Source organism: Corynebacterium tardum, from assembly GCF_046717785.1.
Taxonomy (GTDB): domain Bacteria; phylum Actinomycetota; class Actinomycetes; order Mycobacteriales; family Mycobacteriaceae; genus Corynebacterium.
This window is the reverse complement of record NZ_CP177104.1, coordinates 22,436-40,141: the sequence shown is the minus strand read 5'-3', so window position 1 is coordinate 40,141 and position 17,706 is coordinate 22,436. Positions and strand designations below refer to the sequence as shown.

The 17,706-nt window shown below is 62.4% G+C and carries 14 protein-coding genes and 1 tRNA gene; 13 read left to right on the top strand and 2 right to left on the bottom strand.

Annotated elements, in window-relative coordinates; translation table 11 throughout:
• Window positions 1-49 precede the first annotated feature (49 nt).
• Both ACLI1P_RS00195 and ACLI1P_RS00190 read left to right on the top strand, forming a co-directional pair.
• A complete protein-coding gene (locus ACLI1P_RS00195; protein WP_411709108.1) occupies window positions 50-2,290 on the top strand; it encodes a copper-translocating P-type ATPase in 2,241 nt (746 codons plus the stop codon).
• 186 nt (window positions 2,291-2,476) lie between these two features.
• On the top strand, window positions 2,477-3,082 hold the full coding sequence (locus tag ACLI1P_RS00190; RefSeq protein WP_411709107.1) for a class I SAM-dependent methyltransferase: 606 nt from the start codon (window positions 2,477-2,479) through the stop codon (window positions 3,080-3,082).
• 829 nt (window positions 3,083-3,911) lie between these two features.
• On the opposite strand, the gene ACLI1P_RS00185 is transcribed toward ACLI1P_RS00190, so the two are convergent.
• Together ACLI1P_RS00185 and ACLI1P_RS00180 are read right to left on the bottom strand one after the other, a co-directional pair.
• Window positions 3,912-5,369, bottom strand: a complete 1,458-nt coding sequence (locus ACLI1P_RS00185) for an integrase core domain-containing protein (RefSeq protein ID WP_408929761.1) — start codon at window positions 5,367-5,369, stop codon at window positions 3,912-3,914.
• Window positions 5,370-5,710: 341 nt separating this feature from the next.
• A tRNA-Leu gene (locus tag ACLI1P_RS00180) sits at window positions 5,711-5,795 on the bottom strand.
• A 227-nt stretch (window positions 5,796-6,022) separates the two neighbouring features.
• Here ACLI1P_RS00180 and ACLI1P_RS00175 point away from each other — a divergent pair.
• The 11 genes from ACLI1P_RS00175 to ACLI1P_RS00125 all read left to right on the top strand — a co-directional run bounded on the left by ACLI1P_RS00175 (window position 6,023) and on the right by ACLI1P_RS00125 (window position 17,498).
• Window positions 6,023-6,853 carry a DUF3662 and FHA domain-containing protein gene (locus ACLI1P_RS00175; protein WP_411709106.1) on the top strand — a complete coding sequence of 277 codons (831 nt, stop codon included), beginning with the start codon at window positions 6,023-6,025 and terminating at the stop codon, window positions 6,851-6,853.
• A 30-nt stretch (window positions 6,854-6,883) separates the two neighbouring features.
• A complete protein-coding gene (locus ACLI1P_RS00170) occupies window positions 6,884-7,336 on the top strand; it encodes an FHA domain-containing protein (protein ID WP_408929847.1) in 453 nt (150 codons plus the stop codon).
• On the top strand, window positions 7,333-8,775 hold the full coding sequence (locus ACLI1P_RS00165; RefSeq protein ID WP_411709105.1) for a PP2C family protein-serine/threonine phosphatase: 1,443 nt from the start codon (window positions 7,333-7,335) through the stop codon (window positions 8,773-8,775). The genes ACLI1P_RS00170 and ACLI1P_RS00165 overlap by 4 nt, the downstream gene beginning before the upstream one ends.
• Entirely contained in the window at window positions 8,776-10,128 is a 1,353-nt protein-coding gene (locus ACLI1P_RS00160) for an FtsW/RodA/SpoVE family cell cycle protein (RefSeq protein WP_411709104.1), read from the top strand.
• On the top strand, window positions 10,125-11,555 hold the full coding sequence (locus ACLI1P_RS00155; RefSeq protein ID WP_411709103.1) for a penicillin-binding transpeptidase domain-containing protein: 1,431 nt from the start codon (window positions 10,125-10,127) through the stop codon (window positions 11,553-11,555). The genes ACLI1P_RS00160 and ACLI1P_RS00155 overlap by 4 nt, the downstream gene beginning before the upstream one ends.
• On the top strand, window positions 11,555-13,087 hold the full coding sequence (locus tag ACLI1P_RS00150; RefSeq protein ID WP_411709102.1) for a protein kinase domain-containing protein: 1,533 nt from the start codon (window positions 11,555-11,557) through the stop codon (window positions 13,085-13,087). The genes ACLI1P_RS00155 and ACLI1P_RS00150 overlap by 1 nt, the downstream gene beginning before the upstream one ends.
• 5 nt (window positions 13,088-13,092) lie before the next feature.
• The gene (gene pknB, locus ACLI1P_RS00145) at window positions 13,093-15,039 is read left to right on the top strand and encodes a Stk1 family PASTA domain-containing Ser/Thr kinase (RefSeq protein ID WP_411709101.1); all 1,947 of its coding nucleotides are present in this window, start codon (window positions 13,093-13,095) and stop codon (window positions 15,037-15,039) included.
• A 113-nt stretch (window positions 15,040-15,152) separates the two neighbouring features.
• Window positions 15,153-15,425 (top strand): cell division protein CrgA, encoded by a 273-nt coding sequence (gene crgA, locus ACLI1P_RS00140; RefSeq protein WP_296134293.1) that lies wholly within the window; start codon window positions 15,153-15,155, stop codon window positions 15,423-15,425.
• Between the two features lie 34 nt (window positions 15,426-15,459).
• Window positions 15,460-16,539, top strand: a complete 1,080-nt coding sequence (locus tag ACLI1P_RS00135; RefSeq protein ID WP_296134296.1) for a sensor histidine kinase — start codon at window positions 15,460-15,462, stop codon at window positions 16,537-16,539.
• Window positions 16,540-16,583: 44 nt separating this feature from the next.
• Entirely contained in the window at window positions 16,584-16,808 is a 225-nt protein-coding gene (locus ACLI1P_RS00130) for a hypothetical protein (RefSeq protein ID WP_296134297.1), read from the top strand.
• 36 nt (window positions 16,809-16,844) lie between these two features.
• Entirely contained in the window at window positions 16,845-17,498 is a 654-nt protein-coding gene (locus tag ACLI1P_RS00125) for a response regulator (RefSeq protein ID WP_408929841.1), read from the top strand.
• Window positions 17,499-17,706: the final 208 nt, after the last annotated feature.

Here is a 17,706-nt window from a genome sequence, read left to right as displayed (position 1 = left end):
AGTTTTACCCATCATCTCGACCCCGACCGGGTTGAGCGAAAGGAACGTCATGAGCACTCCCCACCATTCGGGTGATCACCATGGTGATCACCCCGCTCCGGAAACAGACCACACCCACCACCCGGATCATGCCAGCCACGAACACCACGCAGATGCCGACACCCACGGCCAGGCGATGCCCCACGATCACCCGCACTCCGCCCTGGACGAAGACCACCACGTTCATGGTCACGGCGAACACGCCGGACACAGCACCGCAATGTTTCGGGACCGCTTCTGGTGGTCGCTGATTTTATCCATTCCCGTCGTTATTTTCAGTCCCATGGTCGCCGACCTGCTCGGCTACCACCTCCCGGCATTCCCCGGATCCACCTGGATCCCCCCGGTGCTGGGCACGATCATCTTCGTCTACGGCGGAACGCCTTTCCTCAAGGGCGGATGGAAAGAACTGAAATCCCGCCAACCCGGGATGATGCTCCTGATCGCCATGGCCATCACCGTGGCGTTTGTCGCCTCCTGGGTCACCACTCTGGGGCTGGGCGGTTTTGATCTGGACTTCTGGTGGGAGCTGGCCCTGCTGGTGACCATCATGCTGCTGGGCCACTGGCTGGAGATGTCCGCTCTCGGGGCCGCGTCCTCCGCGCTTGACGCGCTGGCTGCCCTGCTGCCGGATGAGGCCGAGAAAGTCATCGACGGGACCACCCGCACCGTGGCCATCTCCGAGCTGGTCGTCGACGACGTCGTGCTGGTGAGGGCCGGTGCCCGGGTGCCGGCCGACGGAACCATCCTCGACGGAGCCGCTGAATTCGATGAGGCGATGATCACCGGCGAATCCCGTCCCGTCTTCCGCGACACCGGTGACAAGGTGGTCGCCGGTACCGTGGCCACCGACAACACCGTCCGCATCCGGGTGGAGGCTACCGGCGGGGACACCGCCCTGGCCGGGATCCAACGCATGGTTGCCGACGCCCAGGAGTCCTCCTCCCGGGCCCAGGCCCTGGCGGATCGGGCGGCGGCGTTGTTGTTCTGGTTCGCGCTGATCTCCGCTCTGATCACCGCGGTGGTGTGGACCATTATCGGCAGCCCGGACGATGCCGTGGTGCGCACGGTCACGGTGCTGGTCATCGCCTGCCCGCATGCCCTGGGCCTGGCGATTCCTCTGGTCATTGCGATCTCCAGCGAGCGGGCCGCGAAGTCCGGGGTACTCATCAAGGACCGGATGACGCTCGAGCGGATGCGCACCATCGACGTGGTGCTCTTCGACAAAACCGGCACCCTGACCGAGGGTGCGCACGCGGTCACCGGTGTCGCGGCAGCTGCCGGCGTCACCGAGGGCGAGCTGCTGGCCCTGGCCGCCGCCGCGGAGGCCGACAGCGAGCACCCCGTGGCCCGCGCCATCGTGGCGGCCGCGGCCGCCCATCCCGAGGCCTCCCGTCGGCAAATCCGTGCAACTGGTTTCAGCGCCGCCTCCGGCCGGGGGGTCCGGGCCACTGTTGATGGCGCTGAGATCCTCGTGGGCGGGCCGAACATGCTGCGCGAGTTCAACCTCACCACCCCGGCCGAGCTCACCGACACCACCAGCGCCTGGACCGGGCGTGGGGCCGGTGTGCTCCATATTGTCCGCGACGGTCAGATTATCGGTGCGGTGGCCGTCGAGGACAAGATCCGCCCCGAATCCCGCGCCGCTGTGAAAGCCCTGCAGGACCGCGGGGTGAAGGTCGCGATGATCACCGGCGACGCGCAGCAGGTGGCCCAGGCGGTTGGTCAGGACCTAGGCATTGATGAGGTCTTCGCCGAGGTCCTGCCCCAGGACAAAGACACCAAGGTCATGCATCTGCAGGACCGGGGTTTGAGCGTGGCCATGGTCGGTGACGGTGTCAATGACGCCCCCGCTCTGACCCGCGCGGAGGTCGGTATCGCCATCGGTGCCGGCACGGATGTGGCCATGGAATCTGCCGGGGTGGTCCTAGCCAGTGATGACCCGCGGGCAGTGCTGTCGATGATTGAGCTGTCCCAGGCCAGCTACCGCAAGATGATCCAGAACCTGATCTGGGCCTCTGGCTACAACATCCTCGCCGTGCCGCTGGCCGCCGGAGTGCTCGCCTCGATCGGGTTCGTGCTGTCCCCGGCCGTGGGCGCGATCTTGATGTCTGCCTCGACCATCGTGGTGGCCCTGAACGCCCAGCTGTTGCGCCGCATTGATCTGGATCCGGCTCACCTGGCTCCGACCGAGTCGAAGGAGGAACACACTACGCCTACTCCGGCATCCACCGCCATCGACACTGCCTGAAGCTCACTGGCTACTCTGGATCTATGAGACCTATTTTTATGGTCATGCGTTGTTGACTGACTATTCTTTCTGCTTGATCGCTATGGGTCACGATAGATTTTTACCATTGGAGCTCTTTGTTGTCGCCGATTTACCCAGTCGCAGCGTTGTCTGCTAGGTCTCCGTTGAATACCCAGCCAACAAGAAATGATGGGAGATAAAGTGCGGGTGCGGCAGTCATATGCAGAGCGGGCTTTCGAATACGTTGCGGCGCTAGGTGATGTCGACAGCATGGATCCACTAGACGTTAACCTTATAACTGATTGGGGGATGAATATTCATGCTCCTTTGCTTGATGCTGGTTCAGGGCCAGGTCATTGGACTGAACTCCTGCGTAGTTTGGGCTGTGACGTCACGGGTCTCGATATAGTTCCAGAATTTGTTGACTCGGCACGCCAGCGATTTCCTCTAGCCACCTTCGAGACAGGTAACCTTTTGGATATGCCGTTCGAATCTTCTAGATTCGACGGGATCCTTGCTTGGTATTCACTCATCCATATGACACCAAAAGAACGCCGCGCAGCTTTAAGAGAGTTTTCTAGGGTCCTCAAACCGAAAGGAACTCTCCTTATCGGGGCGTTCCTAGGGCAGCAGGGCGTTTCGTTTAACCATGCGATCACAGAGGCCTTCTACTGGTCGGAAGAGGGATTGGTTACCTATTTGGAGTCTGCGGGTTTTCAAGTGATCTCCGTCGATACTCGTGATTCCGAAGGTAGGCGACCTCATATTTCAGTGCTAGCTCGACTTCCTTAGGAAGACTCATGGAGTACGGACCAACTACCCCAAATCGACACCTATCCCAAGGATCTACTCTGAAAACATCAGTATTCAAGATGATTACAGACCTGCCCTTTGTTGTCATTCGATTGCCTGCATAAACAAACATCTCGCCAATGTCTGACGCATCCCACATGAGACAAGACCACCTAAGAATGTTGGCAAGCGAGGAAAATCTGCGGCTCCAGGAAATTCTGCAAAGGCCTATTCGACTTTGATGCCACGAAGTTGACGACTACAAAAGCCAACCCGATGGGTTCCAGATACCCAATCAGCCGCCATACCTAGGGCTCTCCCACTCCATCCCCACAGGTACGATTCTCGGCATGATCTCACATAAAAATAGAAGAAACCGGAGATCACAAACCCTTTCGAGTTTGTTACCGCCGGTGTCGCAGTTTGTACAACTGCTCAGCGTGCCCGGGGCGGTGTCTGGTTCGGAGACATCGTTCCGCATGTCTCATGAGATCGTTCCGGTCCAACCAGCACCAATGTCTCACCACATCGATCCGGTAGAAAACCCGGAAGCTAAAACTGCCCAGACACGACGAAAAGCGATGTCTCGAGACATCGATCCTCTGCGGCTTTCCGCACCGAAGTGGGGGCTCTGAGAGTATGCCCGTGCGAGGCTCAGCGCTGGTACTTCTAGCGCCTTCAGGAGCAGTTCTAGGTGTGTCGCTAACAACTAACGATAACTGAGGCCAGAACTAGGTCTGTTATGTCCATAGGGTTTTTGGACATGGAGTCCGGTGTCTTCTTGGACACGGAATCCATGGAGTTCTTGGACACTTCTAGCGGTTTATGGTTATGGCCTGCGTTTCGGCCGGGGTTTGGATAGTTTCGGGTTCATCCGCGGTGGTTGGCGATGTTTCATTCCTTCAACGAGGTTGATGTTGATCTGGCCACCTGGTGGCCTGTGGCTCAACGTGATTGGCAGCGGCACGCTGAAGAGGAATTCACCGTCATGGGCCGTGTAAAACTCCGCAACGTTATCGGCTGTGACCGTGGAGTAGAGCCTGCGGTTTTTAAACCTCAGACCAATGTAGAGACCGAAGCCGCACACGCGTACAACGCCATCTTTGCTCACGCAGAGCTGGTCTGGGATGCCCCAATGGTTTGTTGAATTTGTCGTCGGCACCGTTAGTGTGGGGGTATCGGTGGAAGGTATGCCCTGCTGAGCTGCCATGTCATCGGTGCTGGCCTCGTGTGAAGTTGCCGCTTCCACGGGGCCGTTTAGCATTTCGGGTACAGCGTGTGGATTGTGAGCCTGGTTGTAGGCGACTACGCGGGCCCAGACCTGCTCAGGATCGAGTGGATGCGTAGGCGACGGTGCCTTGGGGAAGGTATCGAAAGCCTGGCGTGGTGTGATGTGCATTTTGCCGACCAGCAGTGATTGATGCCGTCGTCGCTCGTTGTACACCTGGCGATATTCAGCCAGATAGGCGTTGACCTCAGCAAGGCTAACTGGGTGGCGTGCATCGAGGAACTGGGTCAACGTGCGGTGAGAGCGCTCGTCTTTTCCCTGGGTTGTCGGGGCGAAACCAGCAATAGCAAGAACGCCTTGGCTGGCGAGCCAAGTTTCAGTAGCAGAGAGAAAACCACGGTGATAGGTGGCAAACGCATCGCCATTGTCGGAAAGGATTTCTTGGGGCTTGCCGTAGGCGGCGAACGCTGCGGCCAGCACAGCGCGCGCATCAGTACCGTTTTCTGGCAGAGCGAACGCTGTGGTTCCGACATCGAACCTGCTGGCATCATCGATAACCTGGTAAATCGTGACATGTGTGTGGGCGTGGTCAAAGAGGCGATAGACCAGTCCATCGATCTGCCAGAGTTCACCGACGAGAGCGCGGGCGAAGCGCTTATAGGAGCTGCGTGGCCGTTTGCGGGCGTTGGCATCAACGAATCCCAGCTCATGAAGCCACGAGGCGATTGTAGAACGCGACGGTGTGGAATCTGGACCTACAGTGTCGAACAAGAAGTAGTAGATCGACCAAGGCCCATAATCCAAGCCTTGCTCCATCAACTCCTGCCTGGCGTGGACGACTGCGATTTTGTCGGCCTCGTGGAATTTCTTAATCGGATTCTTCGGGGCAGTCGAATCCGGCACAATGCCTGCCCGACCCTTCTGCGCTATCCGGCTTTTGATGTTGTGGTACGTCTGCCGCGAGATTCCCAATTCTTTGCAAAACTGTGTGACCGTCTTGCCGTCACGAACGGGATCGAAATCTGCGACCTTTCTACGCTTATGCAATGGAATAGCCATCCGGCTATTCCACCGCCGCAAACGTCCAAAAAGCCACTAGACATCCCGTCCAAAAACATCCTGGACTCCGTGTCCAAAATGTCGCTAGACATCACAGGCCAGAACTAGGTCCCGGCTATTGTGTTGAAAGCCCGCAAACGGGACACGATCTTGGCCCGCACAGCTGCCTGTCCCTCGGAGAACTCGGGACGTTGCGGATACCCGCTGTCGTTCACGGTAGATAAGGGCGAAAAATTTTGAACTTCTGGCCCCTAATTACCGTGTACGACGTCCTGAACGTCGGCCTTCCCGAAACGACGACAGCCCCGCACTCTCAACGAGAAAGCGGGGCCGTCACAGCGTGCCCGGGGCGGGACTTGAACCCGCACGTCCTATAAGGACACTGGCACCTGAAGCCAGCGCGTCTGCCAATTCCGCCACCCGGGCAGGGTATTGATGTCTTGGCGACTAGCTAACTCTAGCACGCAGTCCCGCATATTGAACAAATCCGCTGGCAAACTGGAGATTTTTCCCCAATACACAGGGAACTTTGCCGCGCGCGTCTACGTTAAATAGAGGAAAGCCACCTATACTGTTCCTGCTATATCGCTGTATTCCACCAACGCAGTGCAACATTTCCCTGGAACACCCTGAAAGGAGGACGGCACTTCCCCATGACATTGCTCGAGAAACTCGCCAAGCTGGATTCCTCCCTGCAGCGCGGACTGGACAACGGCATGGCCTTTGTCTTTGGCGGCAAGGTCGTCCCCGCAGAAATTGAGGAGCTGCTCAAGCAGGAGGCACAGGACAACCTGTCCCGCGGTGATGACAGCAAGCTGTACAGCCCCAACGTCATGACCGTCGGTGTGTCCTCCAAGGACATTGAGAACCTCTCTCAAGATCGGGATATTCCTTCGGATCTGTCTGACCAACTCACTCGCTTCATCCGCAACAGCGGCTGGTCCCTCGCGGGGCCGGTCATCGTGCGGATTGCGGAGGAGTCGGGCCTGCGCACGGGGCAGCTGCGCGTGTCGTCCTTTTTGGACCACGAGCCCACTGAGGAAACGGGATTCGATGCGATTTTCCACCACGACCATGGTCAGGAGGACTCTATGACCCAGCCGCACAACGCCGACGAGGCAGCCACCACCGCTTTCATGGTGCCGAACCCGAACGATCCGGCGCCCACCCCGCAGGGCCCGGCGGTAACCCTCATGCTGCAGGACGGCTCCTCGCGGGTCTACCACGTACAGGAGGGGTCGAATATCCTCGGCCGCAGCAACGACGCGGACCTGCGCCTGCCGGATACGGGTGTTTCCCGCCAGCACGCGGAGATCACGTGGAACGGTCAGGACGCGGTGCTGGTGGACCTCCAGTCCACCAACGGCACCACGGTCAATGACACCCCGATTGAGAACTGGCTGCTGGCCGATGGTGACGTGATCACCCTCGGCCACTCCCACATCGAGGTCCGCATCACGGGCCTAGAGAACCAGAACTACTAAGCCCCACACCGTCTAGCGTAAGGATTTTCCATGGACTCGATCGTGCTGCTCTCGCTGCGCATCGGCCTGCTGGTGTTGCTATGGCTGTTTATCTTGGTCGCGCTCAACGCCATGCGCCGGGACGCCAATAAGGCCGCCGGCGTGTATCAGGCACCGACCCCGGTGAAGGGGTCACAGAGGCGTCGAGAAGCGCCGCGTGAAATCACGATCGTGGAAGGCCCCCTGCGCGGCTCCCACATGGAGCTGGGCACGCTGGAGGATTGCACGATGGGCCGCGCGCAGGACTGCGACTTTGTCACCGGGGATGATTTCTCCTCCGGGCATCACGCGCGCCTGTTCCGCCGCGGCAGCGAGTGGTTCGTGGAGGACCTGGAATCCCGCAACGGCACCTTCGTGGGCGGTGCCCGCATTGACCAGCCGGAACGCGTAGGCGTGGGGTCTGATATCAAGATTGGCCGAACGACCGTGAGGTTGATGGCATGACTTTTAGCCTGAAATTTACTGCAGTGACTGACCGCGGCTTGGTCCGCGGCAACAACGAGGATTCGGCCCATGCGGGCCCGCATTTGCTCGTGCTTGCCGACGGCATGGGGGGCCACGCCGCCGGCGAAGTTGCCTCCACCACGATGGTGGAGCACATGTCCTCACTGGAGCGCGATCCCGGCGACAACGACATGCTTGCTCTCCTCGGCGCCGCCGCCGAGGACGCCAACGCGGCCATCCGCGAGCACGTGGGCAAGCACCCGGAGACCGAGGGCATGGGCACCACGCTCACGGCAATGCTGTTCAATGGCGCCGAGTTCGGCGTGTGCCACGTGGGTGATTCGCGCGGCTACCGCCTGCGCGACGGGGAGCTGGAGCAGATCACCAAGGACGATACCTATGTCCAGTCCTTGGTGGACGAGGGCAAGCTCGACCCAGAGGATGTCTCCTCCCACCCGCAGAAGTCCCTGATCCTCAAGGCCTACACCGGGCGCCCGGTAGAGCCCACTCTGTTTACGCTTGACGCACAGGTGGGCGACCGGATCATGCTGTGCTCCGACGGTCTTTCCGACCCGGTGACCTCCGCCACCATCGAGCAGGCGCTGAAGCAGGGTTCGGTAGAGGAGGCCGCGGCCATGCTGCGGGACCTCGCGCTGCGCTCCGGCGGGCCGGACAACGTCACCGTGGTCTTGGCCGAGGTGGTCGAGGGCGCACCGGAGAAGGACCCCACCCCACTGACCGTGGGTGCTGTTCAGGGCGTGGTCCCGGAGGAATCCCACCCGGATTCTTCCGCCAGCCGCGCCGCCAAGCTCATCTCGCCCCCAAAAGCGCAGGCCGCTGAGGGCACGACCCCCGAAGGCGCTTCGGACACCCAGGATTCCGAAGGTTCCGAGAGCACTGCCTCAAGCACGTCCTCGGGCACTGCCTCCCCGCAGCGGCCAGCGTCCCGTCGGCGTCGCATCGGGTGGAAGGTTATTGCCGCCCTGGCAGTGGTTCTGGTGCTCGTCATCAGCGGCGGACTGTGGATGAAGAACTACCTGGGCAGCCACTACTACGTGGCCACCGGTGAGGACGACGTGCTCACCATCCAGAAGGGCGCGGACTTTGACCTCTTCGGCCGCCCGCTGCACCAGACCTATCAGCACGCGTGCTTAAGCAAGGACAACGCGCTGCGGCTGGGCGCGGACGAGTGCGCCGAGGACTTCGCGCCGTTTACCCTCCAGGCGCTTCCGGAATCCGAGCGCGCCGCCGTGGGCAACCTCGACGGCGGATCCTACGACGAGGTGCAAACGCAGCTCTCGCGGCTGTCGGACAAGGCGCTCAAGCCCTGCAGCACGAGCTCGAAGGACACGAAAGATAGCGCGAAGAAGGATTCCAGCTCGTCGAACAAGCAGACACAGAAGCCACAAAAGCAAGGAAACTGCCGGGAGGTGAAGTAAGTGAGCAAGCTTCTTTCACGCGGGACCGAGTTCGGCCTGCTGGTGCTGGCCACGATCGTCTTCGCCATCACCCTGGTTAGCCTGGAACTCTCCCAGGGCAATGTGCTAACACTCGACGTGCTCTACCTCATCGGCGGGTTCATCGGCGTCTTCGCCGTGGCCCACCTGGTTTTGTGCTTCTTGGCGCCCTTCGCGGACCAGATCATGCTGCCCATCGTGGCGGTGCTCAACGGCACGGGCCTTATCATGCTGCAGCGCCTGGATCTGGCCAGCGGCGGCGGGCTCGCCGTCCGCCAGGTCATGTGGACCATCGTGGGACTCATCCTCTTTGCCCTGGTGCTAGTACTGCTGCGGGATCACCGCTCGCTGACGCGCTACTCCTACATTTTGGGTGCGCTGGGCCTCATTCTGCTCGCACTGCCGCTGGTGTGGCCGCAGCCGCCGGGCGTGGAGGCCCGCATCTGGCTGTGGCTGGGGCCCTTCTCCATCCAGCCGGGTGAGTTCTCCAAGATCCTGCTGATCTTGTTCTTCGCCATGCTGCTTACCCAGAAGCGTTCCCTGTTTACCGTGGCCGGCTACAAGTTCCTGGGCCTGTCCCTGCCCCGCCTGCGTGACCTCGCGCCCATCCTGGTGATCTGGGGCATCGCGATCGTCATCATGGGCATCTCCAACGACTTCGGCCCCGCCCTGCTGCTCTTCAGCACGGTGCTGGGCATGCTGTTCATGGCCACCAACCGCGTGAGCTGGCTGCTCATCGGCGTGATTCTGGTGGGCGTCGGCGGCTTTGGCATCTACCAGATTTCGGACAAGATTCAGCAGCGCTTCTCCAACTTCCTGGATCCGCTGGGCAACTATGACACCACCGGCTACCAGCTCTCCCAGGCGCTGTTCGGCATGTCCTCTGGCGGCATCACGGGATCCGGCCTGGGTCAGGGCCACCCAGACATGGTGCCGGTGGCGCACTCGGACTTCATCCTGGCGGGTATCGGTGAGGAGTTTGGACTCATCGGACTCGCCGCGGTTCTGATCCTGTTTGCCATGCTGGCCTCCCGCGGCTTCCGCGCCGCGCTCACCTGCCGCGATACCTACGGCAAGCTGGTTGCCTCCGGCCTGTCGCTGACGTTGGCCGTGCAGGTCTTCGTGGTCACCGGCGGCATTTCGGCGCTGTTGCCCATGACGGGTCTGACCACGCCGTTCATGTCCGCGGGTGGTTCTTCCCTCATGGCCAACTACATGCTGTTGGCCATCCTGCTGCGCATTTCCAACGCGGCCCGCCGCCCGGCGCGCGAGCTCACGTCCAATGCGCCTACTGATACGTCCATGTTCCCCGCCATCCAGGAGGCTACGCGATGAATAAGTCGATCCGCCTCGTCTCTCTTTTCGCTGTCCTTCTCACCGCTGTGCTGCTGGTGAACCTCACGGTGGTGCAGGCCTTTTCTACGGACAAGTACGCGCACAACTCCCGGAACGTGCGCGGCTACATGGAGATGCGCACCACCCCACGCGGCCAGATCTTTGCGGGCGACACGGTGCTGGCGCAGTCTACTGCCGACGCCGAGGGGAACTACTCCCGCTCCTACCCCACCGATTCGCCGGCCTTCTCCAACGTCACCGGCTACTTGTCGGAGCGCTTTGGCGCCTCCCAGCTGGAGGCTTCGCAGAATGACGTCCTCAACGGCAAGGACGATTCGCTGCTGGCCCGCAACTGGCTCGACGTGCTCTCCGGCAAGCCGCAGGTGGGTGCGAACGTGGAGGTCACCATCGACCCGGCCCTGCAGCAGGCGGCCTACGACCATCTGGCCGGCGCGGGCTACAACGGCTCCGCTGTGGCCATCCAGCCCTCGACCGGCAAGATTCTGGCCATGGCCTCCTCCCCCAGCTACAACGCCTCCGATCTCATGGGGGACCAGGCGGATGAGAAGTGGTCCGAACTGCAGGAGCAGGACGGCAAGCCACTCATCAACCACGCCACGCAGGAAACCCTGCCCCCGGGCTCCATTTTCAAGATCATCACCACCGCCGCGGGCCTCAACAACGGCTTCACGCCAGAGTCCACGCTGACGGGCGAGGCGTCGATTACGCTGCCGGACTCCGTGACGGAGCTGACCAACTACGGAAACCAGGCCTGCGGCGGTGCCCAGAGCGTTAACCTGCAGACCGCCTTCGCGCTGTCCTGCAACACCGCGTTCGTCCAGATGTCGGAGCAGATCGGCGCGGACGAGCTGCGCAAGTACGCCGACGGTTTCGGTGTGGGCGATGACTACTCGCTGGGCGTCGACAGTTCTGCCGGCACCCTGGGTGAGCTGGGCGACGGCGCCCAGGTGGCCCAGTCCGCCATCGGCCAGCGCGACGTCACCATGTCCGCGCTCCAGGCCGCCATCATGGCCGGCACCATCGCCAACAAGGGCAAGCGCATGGAGCCCTACCTCATCAACCGCATCACCGACGGCCAGATGAACGAGCTGCGCACCACGCAGCCGCGCCAGGCGGCCGAGGCCGTGGATGAGAACACGGCGGAAACCATCAAGAACCTCATGTTCGCCTCCGAGCGCTCCACGTTCGCCTACGACGGCAACGGCTTTGCCTCGAAGACGGGCACGGCCGAGCACGGCGAGGGCCTGGCCCCGCACGTGTGGTACGTGGCCTTCGACCCGGACAAGGACATCGCGGTGGGCGTCGTGGTCAAGGACGGCGGCCACCTGGGTGAGGGCGCTACCGGCGGCCAGGTTTCCGGCCCCATTGGGCGCGCTATCCTGCGCGCATACGGAGGTGAGCAGTAGTGAATAGCGCTGACAACAAAGAGCATCTGCAGGCACTGATCGGTGCGGACTACCAGCTGCAGTGGATCATCGGCCACGGCGGCATGTCCACGGTGTGGCTGGCGGACGACGTCCGCCACGACCGCGAGGTGGCCATCAAGGTCCTGCGCCCGGAGTTCTCCGACAACAATGAGTTCCTCTCCCGCTTCCGCAACGAGGCGGAGGCAGCGGAGTCCATCAATTCCGACAACGTCGTGGCCACCTACGACTACCGGGAGCTGGAAGACAACGGCCGCACCTTCTGCTACATGGCGCTGGAGTACATCCGCGGCGAGTCCCTGGCGGATCTCCTGGCGCGCGAGAAGGCGCTGCCGGAAACGCTGGCGCTCGACGTCATGGAGCAGGCCTCCCACGGCCTGTCCGCCATCCACCACATGGGCTTGGTGCACCGCGATATCAAGCCGGGCAACCTCATGATCACCCAGAACGGGCAAGTTAAGATCACCGACTTTGGCATCGCCAAGGCCGCGGCCGCAGTCCCGCTCACGCGCACCGGCATGGTCGTCGGCACCGCGCAGTACGTCTCCCCGGAGCAGGCGCAGGGCCTTGATGTCACGCCGGCCTCGGACGTGTACTCGCTGGGCGTGGTGGGCTACGAGATGCTGGCGGGCAAGCGCCCCTTTACGGGCGATTCCTCGGTATCGGTGGCGCTGGCGCACATTAATCAGGCGCCGGAGCCCTTGTCGACGTCGATTAGCGCGCCCGCCCGCGAGCTCATCGGCATGGCCCTGCGCAAGGACCCGGGCACCCGCTTTGCCGACGGCAACGAGTTCACCAACGCCATCTCCGCCGTGCGCCAGGGCCAGCGCCCGCCGCAGCCCAAGTCCGCGGCACTCGCGCCGCTGGCCGCCGAGCCCTCCCCCTCCGCGTCTACGGAGATGCTGGCCAGCATGGCCAACCCCACCACGGTGCACCCGGCCGTCCCGCCTACCGGCGCGCAGGCCGGAGCCGCGCAGCCGCCTGCCCCGGCGCGCCCCCAGCCGCCGCAGGCGCCACAGAAAAAGAAGAAGGGCGGCTTCGGCGTGGGCCTGCTCATCGCCGTGGCCATCGCCGCGCTCGTGGCTATCGGGCTGATGGGCTATAAGTTTTTCTCCGATTCCTCCGCCCCCACCGACCCGGCCGTGCCCTCCACCCCGGACCAGCCCACCGAGATCATCGTCACCGAGACCGTCACCCCGGAGACGACGGAGGAGGATCCGACGGAAGAGACCTCCGCGGCGGAGACCACCACCGTGGAGGAAAGCCCCACCCAGGTCACGGTGACGACGACGCACTCGGTGGCCCCGGAGACGTCGCCAAGCGAGCAACCGCGCCCCACGCGCACCTCGCAGAAGCCGGCGCAGCCCACCCACGTGGAGCAGCCCACGGAGGAGGTCCCGGCCCCGGCCCCGGAGGAGACCCAACCGCAGGTCAATGACAGCCCAGTCTCCGGGATCGCACTAAACTCACAGGGCGACCCCACCGAAGATTCCGCACTACAGGGAGGCCAGTAAGCACCATGGTCAGTGATCGCTACCATCTGCGTCAGTCCATCGGCTCCGGTGGCATGTCCGAGGTGTACGAGGCCGACGACTCTGTCTTGGGCCGCACCGTCGCCGTGAAGATGCTGCGCCCCGACATGGCGCGGGACGTCAACTTCCGTGAGCGCTTCCGCCGCGAGGCCCAGAACTCGGGCAAGCTGAACCACCCCAACATCGTCGCCGTTTTCGATACCGGCGAGAAGGACGTCGACGGCCTGGCGGTGCCCTACATCGTCATGGAGTACGTCCAGGGCCGCACCCTGCGGGACATCATCCGGGAGGACGGCCCCATGCCGGTGGAGGAGGCCGCCCGCGTGCTCAAGCCGGTGGCGGATGCCCTGCAAGCCTCCCACGAGGCGGGCATCATTCACCGCGATATCAAGCCGGCCAACATCATGCTCACCAACACCGGCCAGGTGAAGGTGATGGACTTCGGCATCGCCCGGGCACTCGATGATTCGACGTCCGCGATGACCCAGACCTCCGCCGTGATCGGCACCGCGCAGTACCTCTCCCCCGAACAAGCCCGGGGCAAGCCTGCCGACGCCCGCTCGGACGTCTACGCCCTCGGCTGCGTCATGTATGAAGCCGTCACGGGTCGCACCCCCTTCGAGGGCGAGACCCCCTTTGCGGTGGCCTACCAGCACGTGCAGGAAGATCCCACCCCGCCGTCGGAGCTTATTGCGGATCAGAACCTGTCGCAGCAGCAGCGTCTCAACCTGGATGCGGTGGTGCTCACCGCCATGGCCAAGCACCCGGCCGACCGCTACCAGGCGGCATGGGAGATGGGCAACGACCTGGATCTTTTGTCCCGGGGCCAGCTGCCGGAGGCAGCGCGCTCCCACGTGGGCGAGGACGATCACCCCACCACCATGGTGGCGCCGGTTTCCGCGCAGCACCGCGCGCCGGTGGCGTCGACCCGCCCCTCCCCGGAGGACGAGGAGGGCGGCTCCGGCCTGAAGTGGCTGGCAGCACTCCTGGCCGCCGCGCTGCTGGCCATCATCGGCTACTTTGCGTGGGACTTCTGGGACAGCTCCAAGCAACAGGAGCACGAGCAGGAACAGGCGCAGCGCGAAGCCGAGCGGAAGACCGAGATGGTCACCGTGCCGAAGGTGGCGGACCGCCCGCGCAACGAGGTGGTCCAGGAGCTGGAAAAGCTCGGCCTGCTGGTGACGGTGAATGAAGAGCCGAACCCGGATATTGCCCGCGGCAAGGTCATCCGCATCAACCCGGCGGAGGGCTCGGAGCTGCAGAAGAACTCCACGGTCACACTCACCGTCTCCTCCGGCAAGGAGCTTGTCGACGTCCCCGATGTCACCGGCATGACGCAGGAGCAGGCAGTGCAAGCGCTTGGCGACGCCTCCCTGGAGCTCGACGACGACATCAAGGAAGTCAACGACGACGCCCCCGCCGGCGAGGTCATCTCGCAGAACCCGTCCGGCGGCACGCAGCTGGCCAAGGGCTCGAAGGTGCGCCTGACGGTGTCCAAGGGCCAGAAGGAAGTCAGCGTCCCGGACGTCGCCGGCATGGATCGGGACAGCGCGGTAGAGATGCTGTCCTCCATGGACTTCGAGGTCAACGTCACGTCCATCGACTCCGAGAAGCAGGAGGGACAGGTCCTCTCCGTGGCGGAGAAGGATCGGAAGCTGCCCAAGGGCTCCACGGTGAACCTGGAGGTGTCCAATGGCATGATGATCCAGGCGCCTGACCTGCTGCATTCCACGCAGGCGGACGCCGAGTCCGCGCTGCGCGCCAAGGGCTGGACCGGTTCCCTCGACGTGGGTGAGCGCATCCCCACGACGAACCCGATTGACGCCAACAAGATTGGGTGGGCCTCCACCAATCACGGCGACACCATCCGCAAGGACGCCACCATTCACGTCCGCTTCTGGCAGCTGGACCCTGCGGCCTTGTTGCCCCAGTAGGCTCCCCTCGGCCAGCACGGCCACCTCACGGTGGCACCTCGTGCTGTACGGGGGCCTGCTGCTAAGGTATCCCTCAGATAAAGAGACATTTCCCCCTCCCTAAAGGTGTAATAATGCCAAAGTCCAAGATCACGGAAGGTTCCGCCCTTCCGCAGTCCTCCAGCTCTGCTACGAACCGCACGCCGGTCAAGATCAATGCGGAAGGCACCCCGAAGTGGTACATCGCCATCATGCTGGGCCTCATGCTCATCGGCCTGCTGTGGCTCGTGGTGAACTACTTGGCCGGCGAGTCCATCCCGTTCATGCAGGAACTCGGCCCGTGGAACTACGGCATCGGCTTCGGTCTGGCCATCATCGGCCTGCTGATGACGATGGGATGGCGCTAAACTCCGCCCTTCGGAGCGTTCGGGCTGTGCAGCGATGAAATCTTCGCGGTTTTACAGCATTGCCGGTGCCGGCTGCATCATCTTGGTGATGCTGACTGTCACGGTGAACAACTCCTCCCTTTCTGCTGGCGCACTCGTACTTGCGGGCCTCGGCGTGTGTCTCACGCCGCTGGCCGTCAGCCGTCCCTTCGTGGCGGCCAGCTTGTACGGTGCGCTTTTTGCTGTCACCATCTGGTACCCGGACTGGCGCTCCTTCCTCCTGTTAGCGTGGAGCCCCGTCATCGTGGGCATCGTGGCGTTTTATAAGCGCTGGGTGTGGGCGATTCCTCCCGCGGTCATGCTCACGCTGGTGGTCACGACAGATCCCGGAAGAAACTTCATCCTCGACTTCGATCCTCTCAGCTTCTCGTTTCCTGTCGTGCTCTATACGGCTGCCATCGTCATCGGCGCGGTGGTGCGCAAGGCCCGGGACCAACGCATCGCCGCCGAAGAGCGCGCGGCCGCCGAGCGCGAATCTCTCATGACCGCCCTGCATGATTCCGTGGCGGCGACCTTGACCTCCGTGATCATGCGCTCGGAAACGCTCGCGCTGACCCAGACCGACCCCAGCCCCGCAGACACCGCCGAGGCGATCGCGGACGACGCCCGCAAGGCCATGGCTGAGGTACGCGACCTGTTGCGCGTGATGAAGAACGAGAGCGTCACCAAGGGCGTGAAATCTCTGGATGAGGATCTTGAAACCATGATTAGTTTCCTCAGCAGCCATGGCTTCCACTGCGAGCCGCACGTTGAGCTTGGCAAGATCGGCCAGCAAGCCCTCCCACAGAAGCTGGAGCTTGTGTTTTCGGAGCTCGCGGTGAACATCCTCAAGTACGCAGTGCCCCAATCCCGCGTGGTTATTGAGGCTGCCGGCTCCGCCAAGACCCTTAACTTGTGCATTAAGTCCGACATTGCGCAGCGCCAGTCCCGCGAATACATGACCACTAGCTTGGGTCTGGGGGAAATCGCCCGCCGCGTGCGCCGGGCGCAGGGCAGCTTTGGCAGCGGCAAGGAAGGCGAGCAATGGGTCACGCGCATGAGCCTTCCTGCTGCTAGTTTGCGGAAAATACGGTAGAGTGGTGCAGTAGTCTTTCGATCCTTGAATATAAGAGGTCACATATGCGCACTTCTCTTGCTATTGCCACCGCAGCGCTGGCCCTGTTCTCCGCACCCGTCGCCGGTGCGTCTGAGACCGCCGCCGCTGCCGAGTCCACCACTGCTGAAGCCACCACCGTCAATGAGTCCGAGTCCACCGGCTTCGGCTTCTACAGCTCGTTTGCTCGCGACTTCGCTGACGAGTTCCGCTGCTCCACCAGCCCGCAGCGTTGGTGGTGCGGGGGCTAATACCACGCCCTCGACCCTTGTGACCACGTATCTCCCATGAGTATTCGGGTCTTCCTTGTGGATGATGACGAGCTTGTCCGCTCCTCCTTCCGCATCTATTTCCAGACCGCCTCAGACATCACGGTGGTCGGTGAAGCAACCAACGGTGCCGACTGCTTGGCTCAGCTCGAAGAGACCAAGCCGGATCTCGTGTTGGCTGATATTCACATGCCGCAGATGGACGGCATTACCCTGCTCAAGCACCTCAATTCCGCGCCGAATCCGCCAACCTTCTTAGCTGTCACGGCGTTCGATTCGGACGACACGATGCTGAAGATTCTGCGCGCCGGCGGCGCTGGCTACATCCTGAAGAATCAGCGCCCGCGCTCCATCATCGACGCTGTCCGTGAGGCAATGGAGGGCGGCACCGTCGTCGCCCCCGCCGCCATGCACCGCTTGGTCGACTACATTGGCCAACCCGCCGCACCCCGCGACCCGGTAGCAGCCGCGATCGAAGGCCACGACCTCCCAGAGGCAGAGGTTGCGGTGCTCAAGCTTCTCTTGGCCGGCAACTCCAACTCCGAGATTGCCACGGCCACGGGCTACTCCGAGTCCGCCGTGAAGAAGCACGTCTCTCGGCTCATCACCGAGTTCGGAGCTTCCACGCGCCTCAACCTAGTAACCAAAATCCTGGGCGGCGTAGGCAACTAGCTATCGCCTCATAGCCACTGGCATCCCAACCCGCACACGGGCGCAAGTCGATTCAGATCGCTACAGATCATTCACGCTTTCGCCCGTGCTTGTCGTTTTGGCATTTTCCACAGGCGTCCACAGCGCCAACAGTGTCAACACCATGGGTATAAAGTTATCCACAGGCTGGGGATAACTCTGTGAAAATCGAATTCCACAGTTCTTCTCC